Origin of the sequence: uncultured Nocardioides sp. (genome assembly GCF_947488025.1) — a bacterium.
Taxonomy (GTDB): Bacteria; Actinomycetota; Actinomycetes; order Propionibacteriales; family Nocardioidaceae; genus Nocardioides.
The window spans coordinates 23,213-49,190 of record NZ_CANKYS010000004.1 but is presented as its reverse complement, the minus strand read 5'-3'; the positions used below and the strand labels follow the sequence as shown (position 1 = coordinate 49,190).

The window sequence follows — 25,978 nt, the reverse complement described above, 5'->3', positions numbered from 1 at the left end:
CGTGATGAACGGGAATCGGCCTTCTCGCCGACCACCACGTCCTCAGATACCGGTCAGCGGGTGACGGCGACCCGGGCGGAGCGGGTGCGGGCGTCGAGGGCGCGTACGACGACCCGGCGCAGCTCGCCGAGCGACCGGGCCGCGGACCGCTCCGCGCGTCGTGGCGCGACCGGGGTCGCCGCGACGGCCCGGAGCGCGGCTGCCTCCGCCCCGACCCAGGCCATGATCTCGGCGAGGACCGGGTCGGGCAGGCGCCCGACCGCATCGACCTGCACGACGACCTGGAAGGCCGCGGTCGCCGTGACGCAGGTGGCGCACGACCCGCCGACCGCCAGGGCCCGGTTGGTCGGCCGCGCGCGGGTGCCCGGTCCGATGACCACCACCTGCACGGCCAGAGCGGTCGCGCTGCAGTCCCAGCAGTCCTGGGTCCAGGCGGAGGCGACGTTGTCGAAGCGGGCCGACGACGGCCCCGGCACGTAGAGCACCTGCAGCGCCGTGCTGTCCCCGCGGCACCCGTGACAGGCGGTCACGGTGGTCGCGACGGCGTCCGCCTTCACCGAGTCCTCGCGGACCATCACCTCGCCGACGACCCGGTCGCTGTCCTCGCGCCGCTGGTCGCTCGGCTGCGCGCTGGCCACGAGGTCCAGGTCGCGCCGCTCGTCGGCCGCCCCTCGCGAGGTCGCGTCCGCGGCGCCGGCCAGCAGCAGGGTCGCCACGAGCGCGTGCGCGACCACGCCGCGCGCGGTCATGACTCATCCCCGACGACGAAGTTGTCGGCCACCGCCGCCGCGATGTCGACGAGCGCGTCCCGGGTACGCCGGTGCAGCGCGGACATGTCGGTCAGCGCACCCGGCTCGAGCGCGTCGTCCCACGGGACCGTCACGACGCGCGCGCACCTCTTCTCGAAGTGCCGTCGCATCGGCTCCGGTGGCTCGCTGCCGCGTCGCTCCGCGTTGACCACCACCACCGTCCGTGCGACGAGGTCGTCGAACCCGTGCTGGTCCATCCAGTCCAGCGTCAGCGCCCCGGCCCGGCCGCCGTCGAGACCGGCCCGCACCACCAGCACCACCTGGTCGGCCTCGGTGAGCAGCCCCTGGTTGGCGCTGTCGAGGATGCCGGTGCCGGTGTCGAGCAGGATCAGGTTGTAGAAGCGGTCGAGCAGGCCGATCAGCCGGTGGTAGTCGTCGCGCGCCAGGGCCAGCCCGATGCCGGGGTCGTCGTCGGAGGCGAGCACCTCGAGCCGCGACTCGATGCCCTGCGAGGTGTAGCGGCGCAGGGCGGCGTACGTCGTGATCTGGTCCAGGTCGCGCAGCACGTCGGTCACGGTGCGGTCGTGCGGCGGCGCGACCCGGTGGGCGAGGTTGCCGGCGTCGGGGTTGGCGTCCACCGCGATCACCCGGTCACCGCGCAGCAGCGCGAAGGTGCTGCCCAGCGCCAGCGTGATCGTCGTCTTGCCGACACCGCCCTTGCGGCTCATCACCACCACGCGCCGCGAGCCGTCGATGGGGGTGCGCAGGCGGCGCTCGAGCTCGCGCCGTCGCTGCTCGGGCAGGCTCGGTCCGGGGTTGAGCAGGTGGCCGCTGCCGCGGTAGACCGTGCCGCGCCAGCCCTGCGTCGGGACCGGCGCCGGGGCGGCGTACATCACCTCGTCGGTGAAGTCGGCCGCCGAGACGACCCGTGGCGGGTCGGGCGGCGCGGTCAGCCCGTACGCCGCCGGCTCCCGCGTCGCGAACCTCGTCCGCGCGAACAGGACCAGCGACCCCGCCACCCGCCACAGCGCGAGCGCCGCGCCGAGGAGCGGCAGCAGCAGGAGGGCGATCGAGACCACCGCGAGGGCCATGGCCGCCCAGTCGCGTGCCTCCCACGCGACGTCGAAGACCAGCTGCTGGAGACGGACCCCCTCGCGCCCGCGCTCGAGGAACTCGGGGAGGTACCAGATCGCCCAGCCCAGCGCCGCGACCAGCAGTGGTACGACGACCACCACCCAGCCGGTCACGAACTGGCGCGAGCGCGGCCGGAGCTCGCTCACGCGCGGGTCGGTGGGGTGACCGGGGCGCAGGCTGCGCAGCACCGGACCGACCCGGGCGAACAGGTCGGGCACGCCGGCCAGGTCGGAGAGGACGAAGTAGCCGTCGAAACGGACCACCGGGATGAGCTGCTGGAGCATCTGGACCTGCAGGGCGAACGCAGTCAGGAGCAGGACGCCACTGCCCGTCGCCAGGTAGCCCGCTGCGAGCACCAGCACGGTGAGGGCGTTGAAGTAGAGCCCACCGAGGTCGGTGCGCACCCGCCCGGCCCGGCCGAGCCGGTAGGAGTCGGTCACGTCGGTGTAGAACGCGGGGAAGACGAGGTAGAGCCCGAAGCCGATCTCGCCGGGGCGTGCGCCGCCGTAGCGGCACGCAGCAGCGTGGCCGAGCTCGTGGACGAGGGCCGCGGCGGTGAGGATCGCGTAGATCAGCAGGGCGATCGTCGGGGTGGCGAACACCTCGCCGATCGCCGACCAGAGGTCGCCGCGCGTCACCAGGGCGACGTCAGCGGCGACCAGGGCTGCGAGCGCCACCGCCACCAGCGGTGGCCAGAAGAACGGCGTCAGCACGCCGGCCAGGTGGCCGACCACGCGGGCGGGCACCAGCGTGCCCTTGGCGATGAGCGCCAGCAAGGGCCGCGCCCGCACTGACCGCGTCGGCTCCGCTGACTCGTCCGGCACCACCAGCCCGAGCGGCTCGAGCCGGGTGGTCACCAGGTGGGCCAGGCCCTCGGCGCTCAGGGTCCGGCCGTACGCCTCGCTGACGTCGGCGGCCACCTGCTCGGCCGGCCGTGGCGGCTCGACCGCGCGCACGACGAGGTGGAGCAGCTCGGACAGCTGCACCACCTGGTCGTCGACGCGTCGCACCAGGAACGCCGGGTCCTTGAGGCCGGAGCCCTGGACGGGGCCCAGGAACTCCAGGCCGCGCGTCTGGCGCCACCGCTGCTCGGTGGCGGGCGGTGGCTCGGTGGTCAGGTGGTCTGCGGTCGTCAGGTTCATCGCTCTGGGTGCTCTGTCTGCTCTGGCTGCTCCGGCGGGTGGATCGCGTGACGGCGGCGGGTGCGCCAGAGCAAACGCCCCCGCCGCCGGGTCTCACGGCATGTGCATCTGCACCGAGGCGAGGTACTGCAGCGCCAGTGCATTGGCCTGGGAGCCGATCGTGGCCGCGTTGACGGCGAGGGCGAGGTTGACGCCCACGACGTTGGTGACGTTGACGCATGCGAACTGGCAGCTCAACGTCTCCCGACGTGGCAACGGCGTGGCTGTCTCGGCGTCGAGGTCGGCCATGACGAGCTCGGGTCGTCGGACCATGCGGGTTCACCTCCTTCTGTGCTGGTCGGGTCCCGACGTGGTCGGGGCGGAGGACCGTGACCATGCGTGGCCTCCCCCTCCGCAGGGAGGCCACGCGAGGTCGTCAGCCCTGGCTGACCAGGATCGTCTGCTGCGCAGCGCTGTTCGCCACGGCGTACAGGGACGCAGCGTTGAGGGCCATGGACGAGTTGGTCGCCACGATGTTGGCCCAGTTGAAGTTGCCGCCGTAGGTCAGCGTCTCCCGGGTCGGAAGAAGCTCGGTGCGCTCGGTGTCGAGCTCGGCGAATGAGAGTTCCCGCATGATGTTCACCTCCTCCCTCTGTGCGGTCGGTCGTGCGGCACATCGGACCGGACCCTGCGTGACTCCTGCGTGATCGAGCCGCGCCACCCGGACCGCAAGCCGAAAGTGGTCCAGACGTCGACCCCAATCGTGGGGATAACCATTCGCGCGCCCGTCCGTAGGGGTGGGCGGCGAGGAGGCTGCTGCCCCAGGGATGCCCGCTGCTCGACATCGAGGAGCGGGAACGGGAGAGGGACTTCTCGGTGATCGACCATGCGGGAGACCAGGCGTGCCACTAGTCGTGGCCTGAGCCTCCTCGGCGGGTGGCAGCTCGTCGTGGACGGCGACGTCGTCGCGCTCGGCGGCCGCGAGCAGCGCCTGTGTGCCCTGCTCGCCCTCACCGGCCCGCGCGCCCGCGCGCAGGTCGCCGGCATGCTGTGGCCCGAGAGCACCGACGCCCGTGCCCTCGCCAGCCTCCGGCGCGCCGTGTCCCAGACCCACCAGCGGTGCCCCGGCCTGCTCACGGCCGACCGGACGAGCGTCGCGCTCGCGGCGGACGTCGTGGTCGACGTCGACGTCCTGCGGGCGGCCGTGTCGGCGGCCGCCGGCCCGGACGCGGGGGCGGACCCGTCGCTGCTGGTCACGCTGGCGGGGGAGCAGCTGCTCCCCGGCTGGTACGACGAGTGGGTCGAGGCGCACCGCGACGACCTGGAGCACCAGCGGGTCGGCGCCCTCGAGCGGCTGGCCCGGGCGGCCCTCGAGCGGGGCGACACCACGCTCGCCGAGGAGGCCGCGCGCGCGGTGGCGCGCATCGAGCCCCTGCGGGAGTCGGCCAGCGAGCTGCTGATCCGCGCCCTCCTCGGCCGGGGGGACCGGGCCGGCGCCGTGCGGGAGCTCGAGCGCTACCGCGACGTCGTACGCACCGAGCTCGGGGTCGTGCCGTCGCCCGGTCTCGGCGCCCTCGTGGAGGCCTCCGCGCCCCCCGCCGCCCCGGTCGTCGTCCCCGTCCGGCGTCGGACACCCGCCAGGGAGAGGGCCGCATCGGTCCTGCGGCAGGTCGCCCCGCCCGGACCACCCCCCGCCGGACCGCCGCCCCCACCGGACCCCCTGTCCCCCACAGGGCCGGCCGGCCTGTCCCGGCGGGCGACCGCTGCGCGGCTGGCGGTGGGGGCGGCCCTCGTCCTGGCAGTCTCGGTGTCCGTCGCCAACCTCGGCCCCGACCGCGCGCGGCCCACCGACCCGGTGTCCTCCGGCGACCGCCTCCCGGACGCGCCGCCCGCCCGGCCGGGTCCTGGCGCCGCCACCGGTCCGGCGTACGCCCGCGAGGTGCTGGTGCGTCCCGTCGGCTCGACCGAGGGAGCCGCGGTCTTCGTCGTCCGCGCCACCCAGCGACCGGCCCGGGTCCGGCTCGAGGTCGCGGGGCCGTCCGGCAGGAGCCTCGTGCGCAGCGTCGTGGTCCGCAGCCGCGACGGGCAGCGGCTGGTGCTGGGCGGGCTCGACGGCGGCACCTACGAGTGGTCGGCGACGTCCCCGACCGCCGCGCCCGTCGTCGGCGAGGTCCGCGTCCAGGAGGCCGAGGCGCCTGCGCTCGCCGCGGCCGCCGCACCACAGCGGGACCCGTCCCCGCCGCCCGCGCCGAGCCCCACGCCGACGCCCACCACGTCCTCACCGACTGCCACCCCCACCCCGACCCCGACCCCCACCCCGACCCCGACCCCCACCCCCACCCCCACGCCGAGCACGACCCCGGTCCAGCAGACCCAGCAGCCCAGCCCGTCCCCGAGCCAGACCCCCCAGCCCAGCCCGACGCGGCACCCGAGTCCGCCCGGCGAACCCACCGACCCCGGCACGCAGGACCCGGGCCCGGTGGGGTGAGGAGCAGCGCGATGCCGACCACCACCACCGAATCCGAGCACACCCCCGCCGACGACGCGCCGGTCACGACCGCACGCCCGGCCCACGCGCGCCCGCTCGCCTCGCTGCTCGCCACCCTCCTCGCCGCGGTCCTCGCCACCGTGCTCGCCCTGACGACCCTCGTGGCGATGCCGGCGCCGCTGGCTGCCGGCTCGGACGACCGCGCCGAGCGCTGGGCCGGCTTCCGCATCCCCCCGACCGGCCGCGCCGACGGCGGCTGGATCGGTGGCTACATGCTCAACGACACACCCGTCTTCGTGTTCACGCCCGGGCGTCGGCCCAACCGGGCCGGCTTCCGGGCCGTCGACGCCACCTCCGACCTCCGGGGCGCCAAGGGTCCGTCCGGTGCCGCGACCGAGCGAGCCGCCTGGATCCTGTCCAAGTACGGCGGCCACAAGGACGCCGTCCAGGCCGCGGCGGTCGACGCAGCGGTGCTCCACCTCCTCGCCGGCCGCGCCTGGCGGCTCGGCGCCCGCCGCGGTGCCGCCCGGGTCCGGGCCTCCGGCGACCCGGCCACGGTCCGCCGCTACGCCCGCCTCATGCTGCGCGGCTCCCGGGCGAGCGCCGGTCCCCACCAGGTCGCCGTCCAGCCCACCACCGCCGACGTCGGCGGGGTGACGGCCGTGACCGTGCGCGTGACCGACGGTCACGGAGGACCGGTCGCCGGGCTGCCGGTGAGCGTGACCTCGCCCGACGGCGGAGTGTCCCAGCCGGCCGCCGGACCGATCGACACGGTGACCGGTGACGACGGGCGGGCGCTGGTGCGACTGGCCGCGCCCGTCGCCGGCTGGCGCACGGTCGTCGCGGAGGTCGGCCAGGTGCCGCTGCACTGGCTGCGGGTCCGCGGCGCCGACCGTGAGCGGCAGGCGTCGGCGGCGGAGGGCGGCGTACGTCGCACCATCGTGGCCAGCGCCCGGGTCGCGGTCCGCGGCCCGCAGTCGCTGTCCCTCACGGCGGACCCGACCGTGCTCGTGGCCGGCTCCCCGGCGAGGGTGGTGGCGACGATCGACGGCGACGGTGCCAGTCGCACGGCCACGGCGTCGCTGCACGGACCGTTCGCCTCGGCGGCGGCAGCGCACTGCGGCGGTCCGGCAGTGGGGACGGTCTCCCTGCCGGTCGGCGCCGACGGCGCCTACGCCTCACCCGCGATCGCGCCGTCCGCCGGTGGCTACCACGTCTGGCAGGTCACGGTCGACGGGACCGACGCCAGCGTGCCGGTGACCTCGTGCGGCGCGCCGGTGCGGGTGCGCTCGCGGGCGTCGGTGACGCTGTCGGCCCCGGCCACCGCGGCACCGTACGACGTCCTCGCGGCGCAGGTCACCGTCGCCGGGCTGCCCTTCGGAGGACCGATCGACGTCACGACCTCGCTCTACGGCCCCTACCCGACGGCGTCCGAGGCGTGCACGGGCAACCATCGCGACGTCGTGCAGCGCCGACCGGGCAACGGCACGTTCACGTCCATCAGCTTCCAGCTGGAGCAGCAGGGCTGGTACGCGTGGCGGGCCTCGATCCCCGAGGGCGACCTGTGGCTCGGGTCGACCTCGCCCTGCGGCGCGGTGGGGACGCTGACCCAAGTCCCATAAAAAGTCAGGCTTGACTGTTTGTTTGTACGACGGCAGGCTGGGCGCCGTGACCTCCCCCCTGCCGGCCGCCGTGCCTCGCGTGCCGCAGGCCGACCGGACCCGGGCGATGCGGGCGCGCCTGCTGGAGGCGACGGTGGAGCTCCTGGTGGAGCGCGGCTTCGCGGGGACCTCGACGACCCTCGTCTCCGAGCGCGCCGGCGTCAGCCGCGGCGCGCAGCTGCACCACTTCCCGACCAAGAACGACCTCGTCGTGGCTGCCGTCGAGCACCTCACCGAACGGCGCGGGGCCGAGCTCTCGGCCGCCTTCGCCGCGTTGAGTGCTGAGCCGGTCGCCTCCGCCGCGGGGCGGCGCACTCGACTCCGCACGGTGGTCGAGATGCTCGGCGACCACTTCGCCTCGCCGGTCTTCGCCGCGGCGCTGGAGCTGTGGGTGGCCGCCCGCACCGACGAGGCCCTCCTCGCGGCGGTCGGTCCGCTGGAGCAGCGGGTCGGTCGCGAGGCGCACCGGCTGACCGTCGCCGCGCTCGGCGTCGACGAGTCGCGGCCGGGCGTGCGCGAGCTGGTGCAGGCCACCCTCGACCTCGTGCGCGGCCTGGGCCTGGCCTCCACGTTCACCGACGACTCGGCGCGCCGTCGCCGGATCCTGCGGGAGTGGGCCGACGTGCTGGACCGGGAGCTGGACCGACAGGAGCAGGGGACGACATGACCGACGTACTGACACAGGTGCTCGCCGACCTCGAGGCAGAGGGCGACCGGCTCGAGCAGCTGGTGGCCGGGCTCGACGAGGACGGCTGGCACGCGGCGACCCCCGCCCCCGGCTGGGACGTCGCGACCCAGGTCGCCCACCTCGCGTGGACCGACGAGGTCGCGGTCAAGGCGGCGACCGACAAGGAGGCCTGGGACGCGGTCGTCCTCGGGGCCATCGCCGACCCGGACGGCTACGTCGACGCGGAGGCGCACGCCATCGCCAAGGAGCCGGACCTCCTCGGGCGCTGGCGCCGGGCGCGGGCCGACCTGCGGGCGACGCTGGTCGCGATGCCGCAGGGGGAGAAGATGCCGTGGTTCGGCCTGCCGATGTCGGCCACGTCGATGGCGACCGCGCGGCTCATGGAGACCTGGGCGCACGGCCTCGACGTCCACGAGGGCCTCGGCGCGCCGGTGGAGGACACCGACCGGATCCGCCACGTCGCCCACCTCGGCGTACGCACCCGCAACTTCGCCTTCTCCGTCCATGGCCTCGACGCACCGGCCGAGGAGTTCCGCATCGACCTGGTCGCGCCGTCGGGTGACGTGTGGTCGTGGGGGCCGGACGACGCGGCGCAGACGCTCAGCGGCAGCGCCGGCCACTTCTGCCGGCTGGTCACCCAGCGGGTCCACCGCGCCGACACCGACCTCGTCGCCACCGGCGCCGACGTCGACCGGTGGCTCGACATCGCCCAGGCCTTCGCCGGCCAGCCGGGCGAGGGGAGGGCCGCGAGGTGAGCGGCGTGGTGCGGATCGGCAACTGCTCGGGCTTCTACGGCGACCGGCTCAGCGCCATGCGCGAGATGCTGGAGGGAGCCAACGAGGACGGGCAGAGCCTCGACGTCCTCACCGGCGACTACCTCGCTGAGCTGACCATGCTCATCCTCGGCAAGGACCAGCTCAAGGACCCCTCCCTGGGCTACGCGCGCACCTTCGTCCGCCAGCTCGAGGACTGCCTCGGCCTGGCCCTCGAGCACGGCGTGAAGATCGTCGCCAACGCCGGCGGGCTCAACCCGGCGGGGCTGGCCGACAGGGTCCGCGAGGTCGCCCGGGGGCTGGGTCTCGACCCGCAGGTCGCGCACGTCGAGGGCGACGACGTACGCCACCTCTCCTTCCCGAACGCCCTGACCGCCAACGCCTACCTCGGCGGGTTCGGCATCGCGGCCGCCCTCACCGCGGGCGCCGACGTGGTCGTCACCGGCCGGGTCACCGACGCCTCCGTCGTCGTGGGGCCCGCGGTCGCGCACCACGGCTGGACCACGACGTCGTACGACGAGCTGGCGGGCGCGGTCGTCGCGGGCCACGTCGTCGAGTGCGGCACCCAGGCGACGGGCGGCAACTTCAGCGGCTTCCTCGACCTGCCCCACCGCGACCGGCCGCTGGGCTTCCCGGTCGCCGAGGTCGCCGCCGACGGGTCGAGCGTCATCACCAAGCACGCCGGCACCGGCGGCGCGGTCACCGTCGACACCGTCACCGCCCAGCTCGTCTACGAGATCCAGTCCACCCGCTACCTCGGGCCCGACGTCACCGTCCACCTCGACTCGGTGCGCCTCGAGCAGGAGGGCGACGACCGGGTCGCGATCCGCGGCGTCGTCGGCGAGGCGCCACCCGAGCGGCTCAAGGTCTGCGTCAACGAGCTCGGCGGCTGGCGCAACCAGGTCGAGCTCGTCCTGACCGGCCTGGACGTCGAGGCCAAGGCGGCCTGGGTGCGCGAGCAGCTCTCGGCTCGCCTCACGGCGGCCGAGGTCACCTGGTCGGCCGTCGACCTGCCGACCCCCGACGCGGACTCCGAGGAGGCCGCGTCCAGCCTGCTGCGTTGCACCGTCAAGGACCCGTCGCCCGACCCGGTCGGCCGCGCCTTCACCGCCGCCGCCGTGGAGCTCGCGCTGGGGTCCTACCCCGGCTTCACGATGACGGCGGCGCCCGCGCCGGCCACGCCGTTCGGCGTCTACCGCGCGGAGTACGTCGACCGCGCCGACGTCGTGCACACCGTCGTCCACGCCGACGGCCGCCGGGAGGTCGTCGCCGACCCGACGACGTACACCCCCGCGACCGAGGCCCCCGGCCGCCGCCCGTCGCCGTACCCGGCCGAGCACGACACGCTGACGCGCCGGATGCCGCTGGGCACGTTCGTCCACGCGCGCTCGGGCGACAAGGGCGGCGACGCCAACATCGGCCTCTGGGTCGCGCACGACGGCGTCGACCCGGCGACGTACGACGCCCGCGTGCAGTGGCTGTTCAAGCTGATGTCGCCGCGCGGCATCCCCATCCTCCTGCCGGAGGCCGCCGACCTCGACGTCGACGTCTGGCTCCTGCCGAACCTCGGGGCGGTCAACCTCGTCGTGCACGGCCTCCTCGGTCAGGGGGTGGCCGCATCCACCCGGTTCGACCCGCAGGCCAAGGCGCTCGGTGAGTGGATGCGCTCGCGGCTGGTCTCGATCGAGGAGAGCCTGACATGAGCCCGGGTTTCGACACGCTCGCTTCGCTCGCTGCTCAACCAGCGGGCTCCCCAGAGCGCGAGGCGCTGCGCGCCACCGGCGCCGAGTTCGTGCGCCGCGAGGTGGTGCCGCACCTGCAGGAGTGGGAGGACGCCGGTGAGATCCCGCGCGCGCTCCACCGGACCGCCGGCGGGCTGGGCCTGATCGGTGTCTCCTTCCCCGAGGAGGTCGGCGGCGGTGGCGGCGACCTGGTCGACACCGTCGTGCTGCAGGAGGCGATGTTCGAGGCGGGCGCGTCGAGCGGGCTGATGGCAGGCCTGTTCACCGCCGGCATCGCGCTGCCCCACATCTCGGCGAGCCGTGATCCCGACCTCGTCGACCGGTTCGTCCGGCCCACCCTGGCCGGCGAGACCATCGGGTCCCTCGCGATCACCGAGCCCGGCGGCGGGTCCGACGTCGCGCGGATCACCACCCGCGCCGAACGCGACGGCGACCACTACGTCGTCAACGGGTCGAAGACCTTCATCACCTCCGGGGTCCGCGCGGACTTCGTCACCACGGCCGTCCGCACCGGCGGCCCGGGCCACGGCGGCATCTCGTTGCTGGTCATCGAGAAGGGCACGCCCGGCTTCGCCGTCAGCCGGTCGCTCCAGAAGATGGGCTGGCACTGCTCCGACACCGCCGAGCTGTCGTTCGTCGACTGCCGCGTGCCGGCGCGCAACCTCGTCGGCGAGGAGGGCTCGGGCTTCGGCCAGATCGCCGAGCAGTTCGTCGTCGAGCGGATCGCGCTCGCCGTCCACGGCTACGGCATCGCGGCCCGCTCGCTCGACCTTGCGGCGGCTCACGCCCGCGAGCGCCAGACCTTCGGCCGGCCGCTGATCGAGAACCAGACCGTCCAGCACACGCTCGTCGAGATGCGCCGACAGGTCGAGGTCGCGCGCACCTACACGCGGTCGGTCGCCGCCCGGCACGTCGCGGGCGAGTTCGTCGTCGCCGAGGCCTGCCTGGCCAAGCAGACCGCCGTCGACTGCGCGGCGTACGTCTGCGACCGGGCCGTGCAGCTCTTCGGCGGCACCGGCTACATGCACGGGACCGAGGTGGAGCGGCACTACCGCGACGCCCGGCTCCTGCCGATCGGGGGCGGCGCCGACGAGGTGCTGCGCGACCTGACGGCGAAGCTCATGGGTTACGCCTCGTGACCACGACAGAGAAGGAATCTCGATGATCAAGCTGCCGTCCCTGGGGGACGAGGTCTCGGTCTGGATGGACGCCCCGCCGGCCGAGGTCTGGGACCTCGTCAGTGACGTCACCCGGATCGGGGAGTTCAGCCCCGAGACGTTCGAGGCGAAGTGGACCCGCGGCTCGACCGGGCCCGAGGTGGGCGCCTACTTCGCCGGCCACGTGAAGCGCAACGGCGTCGGGCCGACGTACTGGTCACCGTGCCGGGTCACCGCCTGCGAGCCGGAGCAGGTCTTCGAGTTCTCCGTCGGCACCGACGCGATCACGGTCAACAACTGGGGCTACCGGCTCGAGCCGAAGGACGGCGGGACGCTCGTGACGGAGTACTTCCGCATGGACCCCAACCTGCCGACCCGCCTCTACTGGCTGGTGCTCGGCCCGCTCCGGAGGCGCACCAACCGTCGCGGGATGCGTACGACGCTGGAGCGGATGAAGGCGGTCGTGGAGTCATGAGCAACCGCGAGGCGATGCTGGAGAAGCTCGCCGACCTCGACGCGCAGCACGCGGTCGCGGTGGCCGGCGGCGGCGAGAAGTACGTCGACCGCCACCACGCCCGCGGCAAGCTGACCGCGCGGGAGCGGATCGAGCTGCTCCTCGACCCGGGGTCGGCCTTCCTCGAGCTGTCGCCGCTGGCGGGCTGGGGCTCGGACTTCACGGTCGGCGCGTCCGTCGTCACCGGCATCGGCGTCGTCGAGGGGGTGGAGTGCCTGATCAGCGCCAACGACCCGACCGTCAAGGGCGGCGCCTCCAACCCCTGGACGGTGAAGAAGATCTTCCGCGCCTCCCAGATCGCCGAGGAGAACAACCTGCCGACGATCTCGCTCGTCGAGTCGGGCGGTGCGGACCTGCCGACGCAGAAGGAGATCTTCATCCCCGGCGGCAAGCTCTTCCGCGACCTGACGCGGGCGTCCGCACGACGCCAGCCCACCATCGCGCTGGTCTTCGGCAACTCGACCGCCGGCGGGGCGTACGTCCCGGGCATGAGCGACTACACCGTCTTCGTCCGCGGCGGCGCGAAGGTCTTCCTCGGCGGTCCGCCGCTGGTGAAGATGGCGACCGGCGAGGAGTCCGACGACGAGTCGCTCGGCGGTGCGGAGATGCACGCCCGGGTCTCCGGCCTCGCCGACTACCTCGCCGAGGACGAGCACGACGCGATCCGGATCGGGCGCCGGATCGTGGCCCGGCTGAACCGCCGCAAGCCCGACCCCGTCCGCAGACTCCCCGCTCATGCGGGGACTCCGCCACTTCGAGGGGGTTGCAACGGCCTCGAAGTGTCGGACTTCCCCACCAGGTCCACCTTCGCCGAGCCCGACGCCGACCCCGACGGCCTGCTCGACCTCGTCCCGACCGACCTCAAGGAGCCGTTCGACCCGCGCGAGGTCATCGTCCGGATCGTCGACGGGACCAGCGAGCACAACGGCCGGCCGTTCGACGAGTTCAAGCCGCTCTACGGCACGTCGCTGGTCACCGGCTGGGCGCAGCTGCACGGACGCCCGATCGGCATCCTCGCCAACGCTCAGGGCGTGCTGTTCTCCGAGGAGGCGCAGAAGGCGACGCAGTTCATCCAGCTCGCCAACCAGGCCGACACCCCGCTGCTCTTCCTGCACAACACCACCGGCTACATGGTCGGCAAGGACTACGAGCAGGGCGGGATCATCAAGCACGGCGCGATGATGATCAACGCGGTCTCCAACAGCACCGTCCCGCACCTCAGCGTGATCATGGGCGCGTCCTACGGAGCCGGCAACTACGGCATGAACGGCCGCGCGTTCGACCCGCGCTTCCTCTTCACCTGGCCGAGCGCCAAGTCCGCCGTGATGGGCCCGGCCCAGCTCGCCGGCGTGCTCTCGATCGTCGCCCGCGCGGCCGCCGAGGCCAAGGGCCAGGCGTACGACGACGAGGGCGACGCCGGCATGCGCGCGATGGTCGAGCAGATGGTCGAGGAGCAGTCGCTGCCCTACGCGCTGTCCGGGATGCTCTACGACGACGGCGTCATCGAACCGCGCGACACCCGCACCGTGCTCGCCATCTGCCTCAGCGTCATCGAGAACGCACCGTTCAAGGGTGCCGAGGGATTCGGGGTGTTCCGGCCGTGATCAAGCGAGCAGCGGCGTGCGAGGAACGAGCCCGTCGCGTCGGCGAGACGAGGTTGAACAAGTCCCGCGACCGAGGCACGAGGTCGCGACGGGCGCGTCGAAACCCGGGAGGCCAGCGATGATCCGAAGGTTGTTGGTCGCCAACCGCGGCGAGATCGCCCGGCGCGTGTTCGCCACCTGCCGCCGGCTCGGCATCGAGACCGTGGCGGTGCATTCCGACGCCGACGCGGGCCTGCCGTTCGTCGCCGAGGCCGACCGCGCCGTCCGCCTCCCCGGCAACGCGCCGTCGGAGACCTACCTCCGCATCGACCTGGTCGTCGAGGCGGCGCTGAGGTCCGCTGCCGACGCGGTCCATCCCGGCTACGGCTTCCTCTCCGAGAACGCTGCCTTCGCCCGCGCCGTCACCGACGCCGGCCTCACGTGGGTCGGCCCCCCGCCCGAGGCCATCGAGGCGATGGGCGACAAGGTCCGCGCCAAGGAGATCGCGGCCGCGGCCGGCGTACCGGTGCTGTCGGCGCCGGACGCCGCGACAGAGGCCGACCTGCCGCTGATGGTGAAGGCGTCGGCCGGTGGCGGCGGGCGCGGCATGCGCGTCGTACGCACCCTCGACCGGCTCGACGCCGAGATCGAGGCGGCCCGCGCGGAGGCCGAGTCCGCCTTCGGCGACGGGACGGTCTTCGTCGAGCCCTACGTCGAGGCCGGGCGCCACGTCGAGGTGCAGGTGATGGCGGACGCCTCGGGTGCCCGGGCGCTCGGCACCCGCGACTGCTCGGTGCAGCGTCGGCACCAGAAGGTCGTCGAGGAGGCACCGGCCCCCGGCCTGCCCGCCGCGACGGAGCAGGCCATGTGCGCGGCCGCGGAGAGCCTGGCCGAGGGCATCGGCTACCGCGGCGCGGGCACGGTCGAGTTCCTCCACGACCCCGCCACCGACCGCTTCTTCTTCCTCGAGATGAACACCCGGCTCCAGGTGGAGCACCCGGTCACCGAGCTGGTGACCGGCACCGACCTCGTCGAGCTCCAGCTCGCTGTGGCCGAGGGCCGGGGTCTCGGTCTCGGCTCGGGGTATCTAGGGACGAAATGGACGGCTGACGGCGCCGATGCCCACCAGAACGTCCCTAGATATGCGGGGGATGGGGGGCACGCGATCGAGGTCCGGCTCTACGCCGAGGACGCGTCGTACGTCCCCCAGAGCGGGCGTCTGGTCACCTTCGACCTGCCCGCCGACGGTGCCTTCGGGCTGCTCGCGTCGTCCGGCATCCGCGTGGACAGCGGGTTCGCGGCGGGAGACGAGGTGTCGACGTTCTACGACGCGATGTTGGCCAAGGTGATGGCGTGGGCGCCGACCCGCGAGCAGGCGATCCGAATGCTCGTCGCGGCCCTGCGCCGGGCGCGCATCCACGGCGTGACGACCAACCGCGACCAGCTCGTCGGCATCCTCACCGACCCGGTCTTCGCGGCCGGCGAGATGACGACGACGTGGCTGGAGTCGCGTCCGATTCCCGCTGAGTCTCCCAGCGACTCAGCGTCCAGTGACCGCCCGGCGCTCGTGGCCGGCGCGCTGATGCTGGCCGCCGACGACGCCGCCCGGCGTACGGTCCAGCAAGGCGTCCCGGCCGCCTGGCGCAACGTCGTCAGCCAGCCCCAGCGGACCACGTTCGAGGGTCACGAGCCGGTCGAGTGGTGGGGCACGCGCGACGGCTTCGTCGTCGACGGCGTCACCGTGCTGGAGGTCTCCCCGACACACGCCCGGCTGGAGGTCGACGGCGTGACCGGGCGGTGGGACGGACTCATCGTCGCGGATCGCCGGACCGGCACGCGGGAGGTCCACGTGGACGGCAGCGTTCGGTCCGTACGACTGCGCGAGGTGCCGCGCTTCACCGACCCCGCGGACGCGGTGGCGAGCGGCTCCCTGCTCGCGCCGATGCCCGGCACGGTCGTGGCGGTCAAGGCCGAGACCGGCGCCGAGGTGGCCGCGGGGGACGTCGTCCTCGTGCTCGAGGCCATGAAGATGCAGCACACCGTGACCGCGCCGCACGACGGCACCGTCACCGAGATCAACGTCGAGCCCGGGTCGCAGGTCGCGTCCGGGGAGGTCCTGGCAGTAGTGGAGGAACACTCATGACCAGCTTCACCGAGTCCGAGGAACGTCAGGAGCTCCGCCGCCAGGTGGCCAGGCTGGCCAGCGGCTACGGCCGTGACTGGTTCGTCGAGCGCGCCCGCTCCGGGGAGAAGACGACCGAGCTGTGGCTGGAGATCGCCAAGGCTGGCTACCTCGGCATCAACATCCCGGAGGAGTACGGCGGCGGGGGCGGGGGCATCGGCGACGTGGCTGCCGTCTGCGAGGAGCTCGCCGCGCAGGGCTGTCCGCTGCTGATGATGGTCGTCAGCCCGGCCATCTGCGGCACGGTCATCGCCCGCTACGGCACGCCAGCGCAGAAGCAGCAGTGGCTGCCCGGCATCTGCGACGGCACCGCCACCATGGCCTTCGCGATCACCGAGCCCGACGCCGGCACCAACTCCCACAACATCACCACCACCGCCCGCCGCGACGGCGACGAGTGGGTGCTGAAGGGCCAGAAGGTCTACATCTCCGGCGTCGACGAGGCCGCCAACGTGCTCGTGGTGGCGCGGGCGGAGGATGCTGAGACCGGCAAGCTCAAGCCCTGCCTCTTCGTCGTGCCGACCGACGCGACCGGCTTCGAGTTCACCGCGATCCCGATGGAGATCGTCAGCCCGGAGAAGCAGTTCCAGGTCTTCATCGACGACGTCCGGCTGCCGCGCGAGGCGCTGGTCGGCGACGAGGACGGCGGCCTGGTGCAGCTGTTCGCGGGCCTCAACCCCGAGCGGATCATGGCGGCCTCCTTCTCGACCGGCCTCGCCCGCCACGCCCTCGCCAGGGCGTCGGCGTACGCGAAGGAGCGGACGGTGTTCAAGGCGCCGATCGGCTCCCACCAGGCGATCGCCCACCCGCTCGCGATGGCGCACATCGAGAACGAGCTCGCCCGGCTGATGACGCAGAAGGCGTCCGCGCTGGTCGACGCCGGCGACGACATGGCGGCCGGCGAGGCGGCCAACATGGCGAAGTACGCCGCCGCCGAGGCCGCCGTGCACGCCGTCGACGCCGCGGTGCAGACCCACGGCGGCAACGGCATCACGCAGGAGTACGGCATGGCCGGGCTGCTCGTCGCTGCCCGCGCCGGCCGGATCGCCCCGGTCAGCCGGGAGATGATCCTCAACTTCGTCGCGATGCACAGCCTGGGGCTGCCGAAGTCCTACTGAACGGGTTATCTGAGGACGTGGTGGACGTCTTGGACCCCCGATTCCGTTCATCACGTCCTCAGATATCGGCCGCGGGCGCCGTCAGGCGAGCGGCGGGATGTTGGCGTTGCCGCGGAACACGTTGTCCGGGTCCCACGCGGTCTTGAGCGTCCGCAGCCGCTCCCACTGGACGGGGCTGTAGGCCTCCTGCACGCGGGTCTGGGCGTCGTCGCTCGTGAAGTTCACGTAGACGCCGCGGCTGTGCGGGGCGAGCGCGTCGAAGAATCCGCGCACCCAGGCACGATGCCGGTCGGCGTCGCCGGCCTGCTCGGGCAGCCAGGACGCCACGATGTTGATGTCGTGGCTGGCGTCGCGGTGCGGGAAGGCGGTGGCGTCCTCGGGCACCCGGCTCATCGCGCCACCGAAGCTGAAGATGGGCACCGTCGACAGCGGGCTGCTGATCGTCGCCAGGTGCTCGCAGATCGTGTCGATGACCCCGTCGGTGAGCGGCCCCAGACGGTGCGACTTCCAGTAGTAGTGCCGCCCGTGCGGCACCGCCGGGTCGAGGAACTTCTGGTGCGCGACGTACGGCTTGGGTGCGACGGTGTCGAGCACCGGGTGGCCGAGCGCCCGGACCGGCGCCAGCACCCGCTCGCCCTCCTCGACCGGACCGGCGTACGTCGCCACCAGGCCGATGATCGGCTTGCCGTGCAGGCTCTCGGGGAACAGCGGCAGTGCCGGGGCGAGGCGGAGGTTCGCCATCAGGCCCACCTCGTCGGGGGCGTCGGCCATGAAGTCGCGCAGGAAGGCGAGCACCGTCGGCGCCTCGTCAGCCGGCCACGCGACCAGGCCCGCGAGGACGGTCGGGCCCAACGGCTGGAGCTCGAACGTGAAGTCGGTGACGACCCCGAAGTTGCCGCCGCCCCCGCGCAAGCCCCAGAACAGGTCGGGGTTCTCGGCCTCGGAGGCGCGCACGATCGCCCCGTCGGCGGTGACGACCTGGCAGGACCTGAGCGCGTCGATCGCCAGCCCCGTCTTGCGCATCAGGTGGCCGATCCCGCCGCCCAGCGTCAGCCCGGCGATGCCGGTGTGGCTGATGTAGCCGCTGGTCATCGCGAGCCCGAAGGCCTGGCTCTCCCGGTCGACGTGGGCGTTGAGCGCCCCACCCTGTGCCGAGACGGTACGGGTCGTCGGGTCGACCACGGTGCCGCGCATCCCCGACAGGTCCAGCACGACACCGTCGTCGACGAGCGAGTGCCCGGCGATGCCGTGGCCGCCGCCGCGCACCGAGACCGGGAGGCCGTGGTCGCGGGCCCAACGCAGGAGCCACGTCGCTGGCGCCCTGGCACCGGGCGACGAGGGCCGGGCGGCGGTCGATCTCCCCGTTCCAGATGCGGCGCTGGTCGTCGTACGCCGGGTGGGCTGGAGTGATCAGGTCGCCGGCGAAGTCGCCGGCGAGGGCCTCGGTGGTGGGCATGTCGAGCACGGTCATGGTGGGCTCCCTCGTCGGTGGCGGTACCTGTCCACAGTGCGACCGCAGGGGCTCGGCCCGCGAGTATCGATCCTGTACTGGTACAGAACCCATAGCGGTCCTACCGTGGAGGATGGCTTCCACCTACGGTCAGTTCTGCCCCGTCGCGATGGCCTCGGAGGTGCTCACCGAGAGGTGGACGCCGTTGGTGGTGCGCGAGCTGCTGTGCGGCAGCACGCGCTTCAACGACCTCCGACGCGGGGTGCCGCTCATGTCGCCCGCGCTGCTGTCCAAGCGCCTCAAGACGCTCGAGCGCGTCGGCGTCGTCGACCACGTCGGCGGGGAGTACCACCTGACCGCGGCCGGCAAGGAGCTGTGGCCGGTGATCGAGTCGATGGGCGTCTGGGGGCAGCGCTGGGCGCGGGGCGACGTGATCGCCAAGCACTACGACGCCTCGCTGCTCATGTGGGACATCCATCGCAACGTCGACCTCTCGGCGCTGCCCGAGCACCGCGTGGTCGTGCACTTCCACCTGCAGGGGTCGAGCGACCGCAAGAGCCACTTCTGGCTGGTGCTGGACTCGCCGACGGTGGACCTCTGCCTGACCGATCCGGGGCACGACGTCGACGTGCAGGTGGCCGGCCACGTCGAGACGATGATCGACTACTGGATGGGACGACGCGACCTGATGGGCGCGGTGAAGGCGGGCGACCTCGCCGTCGCCGGCCCGCGTCCCCTGGTGCGCGCGCTGCCGACGTGGTTCACCCGCAGCCCCTTCGCCCCGGTGCCGCTGCCCGAGGACGCGGCTCCCGCGGCGTCCTGAGCTGACCGACATCTGAGGACGTCACGCACGGATCGGACCCCCGATCTCGTCCACTACGTCCTCAGGTATCGGGTGTCGGACCGCGGTGGCAGGATCCCGACCGTGGCCCTCGCCGACCGTCCCCTCGTGCCCGAGGAGTGGGTGCTGCGCATCGACGCGGTGCTCGGCGCGCTCCCGCGGTGCCGGCAGGAGCCTGCCTGGACCGGCACCAGGTGGCGCGTGGGCAGCGCGACCGTGGCCCACGTCTTCGGCGGGGAGGACCAGCTCTTCCGGATCACCTTCCGCGGCGAGCCGGACGAGGTGGCGGCCTTCGAGCACATGGGCGCCCCCTACTTCCGCTCCGGTTGGGGCGGCAACGCCATCGGCATGATCCTCGACGAGGACGCCATCGACTGGGACGAGCTGGCCGAGCTGCTCACCGACTCCTACTGCATCCAGGCCCCCGCCCACCTGGCCGAGCAGGTGGCCCGCCCGGGCACCTGACCAGGTCGTCGGTCGGGCTCGTCGTCGGGTCCGGCCCGGCAGGATGGGGCCATGACCGGGACGTCGCGCGGCCGCCTCATCGGGCTGGACGTCGCCCGGTGCCTCGCCCTGCTCGGCATGGTCGCCACCCACGTGCTCGACGAGCGCACGGCCGGCGGCGACCTCACCACCGCCCAGTGGCTGGCCGGCGGACGGGCGTCGGCGCTCTTCGCAGTCCTGGCCGGTGTGAGCCTCGCGCTGATGACGCGCGAGCCGTTGCGCGGTCGGCCGCTCGCGGCCCGCACCGCCGGGATCGCCGCCCGCGCGCTGCTCATCGGGCTGCTGGGCCTGCTGCTCGGCGGCCTGGACACCGGCATCGCGGTCATCCTCACCTACTACGCCGTCCTGTTCGTGCTGGGCCTGCCGTTCACGTTCCTGGGGGTCCGGGTCCTCCTGCCGCTCACGGTCGCGTGGGTCGCCCTGGCGCCGGTCGTGTCCCACCTGGTGCGGCCGCACCTGCCCCCTCGCGGCTTCGACAGCCCGGCCTTCGCGCAGCTGGCCGACCCGGGGCAGCTGGTGAGCGAGCTGCTGCTCACCGGCTACTACCCGGTCGTCCCGTGGCTGGCCTACCTGCTCGCCGGCCTCGTGCTCGGCCGCCTCGACCTGCGCGACCCCGCGCTGCTCGGCGGCCTGGCGCTCGGCGGGTTCTCGGTGGCGCTGCTGGCCACCCAGGTGTCGCGCACCTTCGCGGACCCGGCGGTGGCGGCGGAGAACGCGACCGGGATGTACGGCGTGACGCCCCCCGACGGTGACTGGAGCTGGCTGCTGCTCGTCGCCCCGCACTCCGCGACGCCGTTCGACCTCGCCCAGACCATCGGCAGCGCCGTCCTCGTCATCGCGCTCTGCCTGCTCGCCGAGCGGCTGCTGCCCCGTCCGGCGAACGCTGTCCTCGCCGTCCTGTTCGGGGCCGGCGCCGCGACGCTCACGCTCTACTCCCTCCACGTCGTGATGCGAACCGATGCGGTCTGGCCGACGGAGGAGCCGTCGACGTACGTCCTCCACGTCGTCGTGCTCCTGGCCCTCGGCGCGACGCTGCGGCTGCTGCGGCGCCGCGGTCCGCTCGAGACGGTGGCGGGCCTCCCGGTCCGGCTCGCCCGCCGGTCCGTCACGCCTGCCGGGGAACCTCAGCGCAGCGGCACGAACCGGTAGTGCCCGTGCTCGGTGACGACCGCGCCGGGGTTGCCCACCCGCAGCATGGTCCCGTCCACCGGCACCACCAGGACGCCGTCGTCCCCGAGCTGGTCGACCAGCACCCGCGGCAGCGAGTCGGCCATCGCGGAGACCAGGATCCGGTCGTACGGCGCCCCGGCGGGGTCGCCGAGCACGTCGGGGGAGGCCTGTCGGATCGTCGCCCACGGGCGAGCGGTGCGCGCCAGGTTGGCGGAACCGAACGCCACCAGCTCCGGCTCGAGCTCGACGCCGAGCACCGATCCGGCGGGACCGACCAGGTGCGCCAGCAGCGCGGTCGTCCAGCCGGACCCCGATCCGACGTCGAGCACCCGCTGGCCGGGGTGGACGTCGAGCAGCCGCAGTATGTCGTCGACGGTGCGCGGCTGGGAGTTGGTCTGGCCCGCCGCGATCCCCAGCGGGCCGTCGTACGACGCTCGCCGCCGGCCGGCGCGCGGGAGGAAGTCGCGGCGTGGGGTGGCGTCGAACGCGGCGCTGACCGGGTCCATGCAGGCCTCCTCAGACCCAGGTGTTGTCGTGCTCGCGCATGAAGCGGTCGTAGGCGTCGCCGTCGAGCCGGCCCATGCCCGCGGCGAGCCCCTCGAAGTACGCCTCGCGCGGCGCACCCGGCGCGAAGTGGAGCAGCATCTTGGCCGGGCCGTCGGAGTTGCGGAAGCCGTGGATGCCGCCCGCGGGGACGTGGGCGAAGTCGCCGGCGTGGCACGGCACCCAGTGGGTGCCGTCGTAGATCGTGACCGTGCCCTCGAGGACGTAGAACGACTCGGTGATGGTGCGGTGGAAATGGGCCCCGGGACCGCTCTCGGGACCCGCGAACTCCCACCGGTAGAGGCCGAACGTGCCCTGGGTCGCCGCGCCCTGCGCGAGGTAGAAGACCTTGTTGCCGTTGGGGTAGACCACGGCCGGCTCGAGGTCGGCCGGCACGACGCGGGCCGACACCTCGCCGGACTCGCCGTGGTAGATCGGTGGTGGATAGCTCATCGGTGACCCTCCCTGCTGAGGAACCTAGCCCCTGCCGGTGACAGCGGAGGTCCGGCACGAGGTGGGCGAGGGCGGGCCGGGACGCGACAACGGCATGGCCCCGGGGGAGGGCCATGCCGTTGTCTGTGCGTTGGTAGGACGTGGATCTCGCGCTTCTGGGGGGATCCCGTACGCCGGCGGGAGGTCGACGTACGGGGTGCGAGGTCCGGTCCTGCGGAACGCGGCCGCCGCCCGGTCACCCGGGTGTCTGGTGTCCGCCTCCCTTGCCGGGATGTTCCGAGGTCCCGGGGTCGGCGGAGCTGGTGGGAGTGGGTGGGCCGGAGGGAACGGCCGGGCTCGGCGGGTTCGCGCCGTTGCCGTTGCCGTTGCCGTTGCCGTTGGCGGTGCCGGGGCTGTTCGAGGCGCCCTGGTTGCCGTTGCCCTGGTTCGAGCCGGAGCCGTTGCCCTGGCCGTTGCCCTGGTTCGAGCTGTTGCCCTGGTTGCCGTTCGAGGGCTGGTCGGTGGGCTTGCCCGGCGAGGGGGTCGGCTGGTCGGTGGGCTTCCCCGGCGAGGGGGTCGGCTGGTCGGTGGACCTGCCGGTCTCCTTCGGCGGGCCGATGAGGTCGACGCAGTAGGTCGCGACCCGGTCGGCGCCGCCGGCCTCAGCCGCGAGGGCGAGGAACGCGGCGCTGCCGAGGGAGCTGCCGGCGTCGGAGCGGTCGGTGGCCTGGAACGCCCGGCAGAGGCCCTCGAGGTCGGGGCGCGGCGTCTGGGTCGGCGACTGGGTCTGGGTGGGGGTCCCGGCAGGGGTGTCGGAGGACGGGGACGTGGCGGACGGGCTGGTCGAGCCGGTCGAGCCGGACGGGCTCGTCGAGCCGGAGGGACCGGACGAGCCGGTGCCGGCGGCGGACTCCGACGGCCCGCCAGTGGTCGCGTCGCCACCCGAGGTGGCCGATCCGGCAGCGCCCCGCGGCGCCTCGGCGACGGACTCGGTCGCCCGGTCGGCCGCCTGGCCCGGGAGGGTGGGCAGGTCCGGCAGACCGGGGATGCCCGGCAGGCCGGTGGAGCTGGCGAGGGCGAAGCCGCCCGACGTCAGCGCGACGACCGCACCGGTCGCGATGACGGCCCGGGTGGCCGCCCGGCCGCCGAGTCTCGCGGGCGAGACGTAGCCGGCGCGGGACGACGGGGGCGGTGAGAGGCGTGCTGCCTGGAAGGCGGCGACCGCCGCGTCCTCCCCGCGGAGCTCCTCGGGGCGTGCCGGCGCGCTGGCGCCGGTGAGGGCCCAGCCGAGGACGTCGTCGTGCTCCGCCGGAGCGTCGAGCAGGCGCTCGGCATCGCGGCGGGAGAGGCGGGGGTCCGGGGTGCTCATCTCACTCCCTTCAGCGTCACGGCGTCCACAGGTGTTACGGCTCCTCGGAGATTCGCTTGGCCAGCTGCTTGAGGCCGCGGTGGGCCGCGGCCCGCACGGCGCCCGGGCGCTTGCCGAGGATGCGGGCTGCGGTCGGGGCGTCGAAGCCGAGCACCGTGCGCAGCATGATGGCCTCGGCCTGGTCGCGGGGCAGGGTGCCGATCAGCCGGACGACGGCCTCGGAGTTGATCCGGCCGATGGCGTCGGCCTCGAGGTCGATGTCGTCGGGCAGGTCCACGAGGTCGTCCACCGGCTCGTCGGCGACCGGACGGCGCCGGGCGTGGCGGATGTGGTCGAGGGCCCGGTTGCGGCCGATGGTCGTGATCCAGCCGCGGAAGCCGTCGGCGTCGCCACTGAACCGGTCGAGGTCGCGGAAGGCCTGCGCCCACGCCTCGCTGGCGACGTCCTCGGCCTCGGCGGGACCGACGAGGACGGTCAGGTAGCGCAGGAGGGGTGGCTGGACGTGGCGGTAGACGACGCGGAACGCCGCCTCGTCTCCCGCCTGCATCGCCTCGACGGCGCAGTCGAGCCCCTCCTGCTCACCCACATGGCGCATTGTCACCCGAGGGCGGCCGGCGGACGTGCAGAACCCCCCAGCCGGGTGCTCCGGGATCGCCGAGCGCGCCTCAACCGCGGGGCGGACGCGGGACGAACAGCGGCACGCGGGCGGCGTACGCGTCCCATCCCTCGCGCTGCGACATCGTCCGCTCGAGGAGCTTGGCCCCGGTGACGTTGCGCACGAAGTAGGTCATCGCGGCGGGCGCCCACACGGTGAGGAGGCCCGGCAGCCAGCCCAGGGCCAGCGCCCCGGCGATCCAGAGGCCCCACCACACGCAGGCGTCGCCGAAGTAGTTCGGGTGCCGGGTCCAGCCCCACAGGCCGGTGTCGAGGATCTTCGGCCGCGACTCCCGCGGCTTCGCCTTGTAGGCCTCGAGCTGGGCGTCGCCGACGACCTCGAAGAACACGCCCACCGCCCAGACCACGACGCCGACCCCCACGACGGGCCACCAGCGGACGTCGTACGCCGCCGCGACCTGGAGCGGGGCGGAGATGAGGAAGGCGACGACGGCCTGGGTCAGGAACACTTTAGTGAGCACGCGACCGGCGCCTGCGGACCAGCCGGGCCCACCGAGCATCTTCTCGTAGCGGGGGTCCTCGCCGTGGCCGCGCGAGCGGCGACCGATGTGCCACGCCAGGCGACCGCCCCACCCGACGACCAGCGCGGCGAGGAGCCACGAGTGGGCGTCGGGCCACAGCACGGCCAGAACCAGTGCGATCGCGACGAAGGCCAGTCCCCAGGCCACGTCGATCACCGCGACCCGGTCGACCCGACGGCTCACCGCCGCCGTCGCCCCCATGACGACGGCGGCGGCGAGCAGCGCGACCAGCGCGGCACTCACCACGTACGGACCGCCGGCAGGGTGTGGGCCGCACCGGGACGGACGGACAGGATCTGGTCGACGCCCATCCTGCCGTCGCGGAAGGCGAGCGCGCCGCCGACGAGGTAGAGCCGCCAGACGCGGACGACCTCCTCGCCCACGAGCTCGGTCAGCCGCGGGAGGTTGGCCTCGAAGTTGTCGATCCAGCCGTTGACCGTGTGGACGTAGTGCTCGCGCATCGCGTGGACGTCACGCACCTCGAGCCCGCCGGACTCGATGAGGTCGACGGTCTCGCCGACCGGCCGCATGGTCATGTCGGGCGCGATGAACGACTCGATGAAGGGCCCACCCCCGGGGTGCTTGCCGCCGCCGGCGCCCTGGCGCGACATCTGCTGGACCAGCACCCGCCCGCCCGGCTTCACCGCGCGGCGCAGCACCTCGACGTAGGTCGGGTAGTTGGTCGCGCCGACGTGCTCGCCCATCTCGAGCGAGCCGACGGCGTCGAAGTGGTCGCGCTCGGGGACCTGGCGGTAGTCCTGGAGCCGGATCTCGACACGGTCGCCCAGCCCCCGCTCGGCGATCCGGGCGTCGATGAGCTTCTTCTGCTCGGCCGAGATCGTCACGCCGGTGACCTGCGCGCCGAAGTGCTCGGCAGCGTGGAGCGACAGCGAGCCCCACCCGCAGCCGACGTCGAGCATCCGCATGCCTCGCTCCAGCCCGAGCTTGGTGCAGACCAGGTCGAGCTTGGCGCGCTGCGCCTCCTCGAGCGGGGTGTCGGGCGTCGCGTGGTAGCCGCAGCTGTAGGCCATCTGCGGCTCGAGGATCAACGAGTAGAACTCGTTGGAGAGGTCGTAGTGGTGGCTGATCGACGACCGGTCCCGGGCCAGGCTGTGGAGGCGACCCCTGATGCGGGCCTGCGACGCGGGCGCGGCCGGGGGCCTGCCCAGCGCGCCGAGGCCGGCGGCGGTGCGGACCGCGTCGACCATGGCGCGCGGGGAGAGGCGTACGCCGGACAGCCCGCGCTCGGCGCCCACCGCGAAGGCGTGGGTGAGGGCGGAGCCGAGGTCCCAGCCGTCCTGCTCGGGCACGTCGAGCTCACCGGTGACGTAGGCCTGGGCTGCTCCGAGCTCGCCCGGGTGCCACAGCAGTCGGCGCAGCGCGTCGGGGGAGCGGAGCAACACCAGGGGTGCGCCGGCGGGGCCGGCGACGGAGCCGTCCCACGCCTGCAGGCGCACCGGCAGGTCGCCGCCGATGAAGGGTCGTACGGCCGCGGCGAGGCGGTCGGCGACCCCGGCGGAGGTGAGCGTGGCGTCGGCGGGCGGCGCGGTCTGGGTCACGGAG

The 25,978-nt window shown here is 73.7% G+C and carries 24 protein-coding genes; 13 read left to right on the top strand and 11 right to left on the bottom strand.

Going from position 1 to position 25,978, the window contains the following annotated elements:
- Positions 1-53: 53 nt before the first annotated feature.
- The 4 genes from Q1B24_RS08970 to Q1B24_RS08955 all read right to left on the bottom strand — a co-directional run bounded on the left by Q1B24_RS08970 (position 54) and on the right by Q1B24_RS08955 (position 3,638).
- Positions 54-749 carry a hypothetical protein gene (locus tag Q1B24_RS08970; RefSeq protein ID WP_299926562.1) on the bottom strand — a complete coding sequence of 232 codons (696 nt, stop codon included), beginning with the start codon at positions 747-749 and terminating at the stop codon, positions 54-56.
- A complete protein-coding gene (locus Q1B24_RS08965; RefSeq protein ID WP_299926559.1) occupies positions 746-3,025 on the bottom strand; it encodes a MinD/ParA family protein in 2,280 nt (759 codons plus the stop codon). Before Q1B24_RS08965 ends, Q1B24_RS08970 begins: the two co-directional genes overlap by 4 nt.
- A 93-nt stretch (positions 3,026-3,118) precedes the next feature.
- The gene (locus Q1B24_RS08960) at positions 3,119-3,337 is read right to left on the bottom strand and encodes a hypothetical protein (protein ID WP_299926556.1); all 219 of its coding nucleotides are present in this window, start codon (positions 3,335-3,337) and stop codon (positions 3,119-3,121) included.
- Positions 3,338-3,440: 103 nt separating this feature from the next.
- The gene (locus Q1B24_RS08955) at positions 3,441-3,638 is read right to left on the bottom strand and encodes a hypothetical protein (protein ID WP_299926553.1); all 198 of its coding nucleotides are present in this window, start codon (positions 3,636-3,638) and stop codon (positions 3,441-3,443) included.
- A gap of 252 nt (positions 3,639-3,890) precedes the next feature.
- Here Q1B24_RS08955 and Q1B24_RS08950 point away from each other — a divergent pair, with 252 nt between their 5' ends.
- The 10 genes from Q1B24_RS08950 to Q1B24_RS08905 all read left to right on the top strand — a co-directional run bounded on the left by Q1B24_RS08950 (position 3,891) and on the right by Q1B24_RS08905 (position 16,910).
- A complete protein-coding gene (locus tag Q1B24_RS08950) occupies positions 3,891-5,492 on the top strand; it encodes a BTAD domain-containing putative transcriptional regulator (protein ID WP_299926551.1) in 1,602 nt (533 codons plus the stop codon).
- Positions 5,493-5,503: 11 nt separating this feature from the next.
- Positions 5,504-7,114, top strand: coding sequence for a hypothetical protein (locus tag Q1B24_RS08945; protein ID WP_299926548.1), 1,611 nt, complete (start codon positions 5,504-5,506; stop codon positions 7,112-7,114).
- 46 nt (positions 7,115-7,160) lie between these two features.
- Positions 7,161-7,820 (top strand): TetR/AcrR family transcriptional regulator, encoded by a 660-nt coding sequence (locus Q1B24_RS08940; protein WP_366916454.1) that lies wholly within the window; start codon positions 7,161-7,163, stop codon positions 7,818-7,820.
- A complete protein-coding gene (locus tag Q1B24_RS08935; protein WP_299926545.1) occupies positions 7,817-8,596 on the top strand; it encodes a TIGR03084 family metal-binding protein in 780 nt (259 codons plus the stop codon). The genes Q1B24_RS08940 and Q1B24_RS08935 overlap by 4 nt, the downstream gene beginning before the upstream one ends.
- Positions 8,593-10,317: an acyclic terpene utilization AtuA family protein gene (locus Q1B24_RS08930; protein WP_299926543.1), complete on the top strand. Its 1,725-nt coding sequence runs from the start codon at positions 8,593-8,595 to the stop codon at positions 10,315-10,317. Before Q1B24_RS08935 ends, Q1B24_RS08930 begins: the two co-directional genes overlap by 4 nt.
- The gene (locus Q1B24_RS08925) at positions 10,314-11,495 is read left to right on the top strand and encodes an acyl-CoA dehydrogenase family protein (protein WP_299926540.1); all 1,182 of its coding nucleotides are present in this window, start codon (positions 10,314-10,316) and stop codon (positions 11,493-11,495) included. Before Q1B24_RS08930 ends, Q1B24_RS08925 begins: the two co-directional genes overlap by 4 nt.
- Positions 11,496-11,517: 22 nt before the next feature.
- Complete coding sequence (locus Q1B24_RS08920; protein WP_299926537.1) at positions 11,518-11,988, top strand: SRPBCC family protein; 471 nt, start codon at positions 11,518-11,520, stop codon at positions 11,986-11,988.
- A complete protein-coding gene (locus Q1B24_RS08915; protein WP_299926534.1) occupies positions 11,985-13,631 on the top strand; it encodes an acyl-CoA carboxylase subunit beta in 1,647 nt (548 codons plus the stop codon). Before Q1B24_RS08920 ends, Q1B24_RS08915 begins: the two co-directional genes overlap by 4 nt.
- Positions 13,632-13,749: 118 nt before the next feature.
- Positions 13,750-15,753, top strand: coding sequence for a biotin carboxylase N-terminal domain-containing protein (locus Q1B24_RS08910; RefSeq protein WP_299926531.1), 2,004 nt, complete (start codon positions 13,750-13,752; stop codon positions 15,751-15,753).
- Positions 15,750-16,910, top strand: coding sequence for an acyl-CoA dehydrogenase family protein (locus Q1B24_RS08905; protein ID WP_299926528.1), 1,161 nt, complete (start codon positions 15,750-15,752; stop codon positions 16,908-16,910). The genes Q1B24_RS08910 and Q1B24_RS08905 overlap by 4 nt, the downstream gene beginning before the upstream one ends.
- Positions 16,911-16,991: 81 nt before the next feature.
- Here the strand turns inward: Q1B24_RS08905 and Q1B24_RS08900 are convergent, their stop codons facing one another.
- A complete protein-coding gene (locus tag Q1B24_RS08900) occupies positions 16,992-18,176 on the bottom strand; it encodes an FAD-binding oxidoreductase (RefSeq protein ID WP_299926525.1) in 1,185 nt (394 codons plus the stop codon).
- A gap of 317 nt (positions 18,177-18,493) precedes the next feature.
- Here Q1B24_RS08900 and Q1B24_RS08895 point away from each other — a divergent pair, with 317 nt between their 5' ends.
- The 3 genes from Q1B24_RS08895 (at position 18,494) to Q1B24_RS08885 (ending at position 20,854) form a co-directional block, all read left to right on the top strand.
- A complete protein-coding gene (locus Q1B24_RS08895) occupies positions 18,494-19,183 on the top strand; it encodes a helix-turn-helix domain-containing protein (protein ID WP_299926522.1) in 690 nt (229 codons plus the stop codon).
- A 102-nt stretch (positions 19,184-19,285) separates the two neighbouring features.
- Complete coding sequence (locus tag Q1B24_RS08890) at positions 19,286-19,666, top strand: MmcQ/YjbR family DNA-binding protein (RefSeq protein WP_299926519.1); 381 nt, start codon at positions 19,286-19,288, stop codon at positions 19,664-19,666.
- Between the two features lie 51 nt (positions 19,667-19,717).
- Positions 19,718-20,854 carry a heparan-alpha-glucosaminide N-acetyltransferase domain-containing protein gene (locus Q1B24_RS08885; RefSeq protein WP_299926516.1) on the top strand — a complete coding sequence of 379 codons (1,137 nt, stop codon included), beginning with the start codon at positions 19,718-19,720 and terminating at the stop codon, positions 20,852-20,854.
- On the opposite strand, the gene Q1B24_RS08880 is transcribed toward Q1B24_RS08885, so the two are convergent.
- The 6 genes from Q1B24_RS08880 to Q1B24_RS08855 form a co-directional block, all read right to left on the bottom strand.
- On the bottom strand, positions 20,830-21,381 hold the full coding sequence (locus tag Q1B24_RS08880; RefSeq protein WP_299926513.1) for a methyltransferase domain-containing protein: 552 nt from the start codon (positions 21,379-21,381) through the stop codon (positions 20,830-20,832). The genes Q1B24_RS08885 and Q1B24_RS08880 overlap by 25 nt on opposite strands.
- Positions 21,382-21,391: 10 nt before the next feature.
- A complete protein-coding gene (locus tag Q1B24_RS08875) occupies positions 21,392-21,871 on the bottom strand; it encodes a cupin domain-containing protein (protein WP_299926510.1) in 480 nt (159 codons plus the stop codon).
- Positions 21,872-22,106: 235 nt separating this feature from the next.
- Positions 22,107-23,219 (bottom strand): hypothetical protein, encoded by a 1,113-nt coding sequence (locus tag Q1B24_RS08870; protein WP_299926507.1) that lies wholly within the window; start codon positions 23,217-23,219, stop codon positions 22,107-22,109.
- Positions 23,220-23,253: 34 nt separating this feature from the next.
- Entirely contained in the window at positions 23,254-23,805 is a 552-nt protein-coding gene (locus Q1B24_RS08865; RefSeq protein WP_299926504.1) for an RNA polymerase sigma factor, read from the bottom strand.
- 79 nt (positions 23,806-23,884) lie between these two features.
- Complete coding sequence (locus Q1B24_RS08860; protein ID WP_299926501.1) at positions 23,885-24,661, bottom strand: DUF1295 domain-containing protein; 777 nt, start codon at positions 24,659-24,661, stop codon at positions 23,885-23,887.
- Positions 24,655-25,974: a cyclopropane-fatty-acyl-phospholipid synthase family protein gene (locus tag Q1B24_RS08855; RefSeq protein ID WP_299926498.1), complete on the bottom strand. Its 1,320-nt coding sequence runs from the start codon at positions 25,972-25,974 to the stop codon at positions 24,655-24,657. The genes Q1B24_RS08860 and Q1B24_RS08855 overlap by 7 nt, the downstream gene beginning before the upstream one ends.
- Between the last annotated feature and the right edge of the window lie 4 nt (positions 25,975-25,978).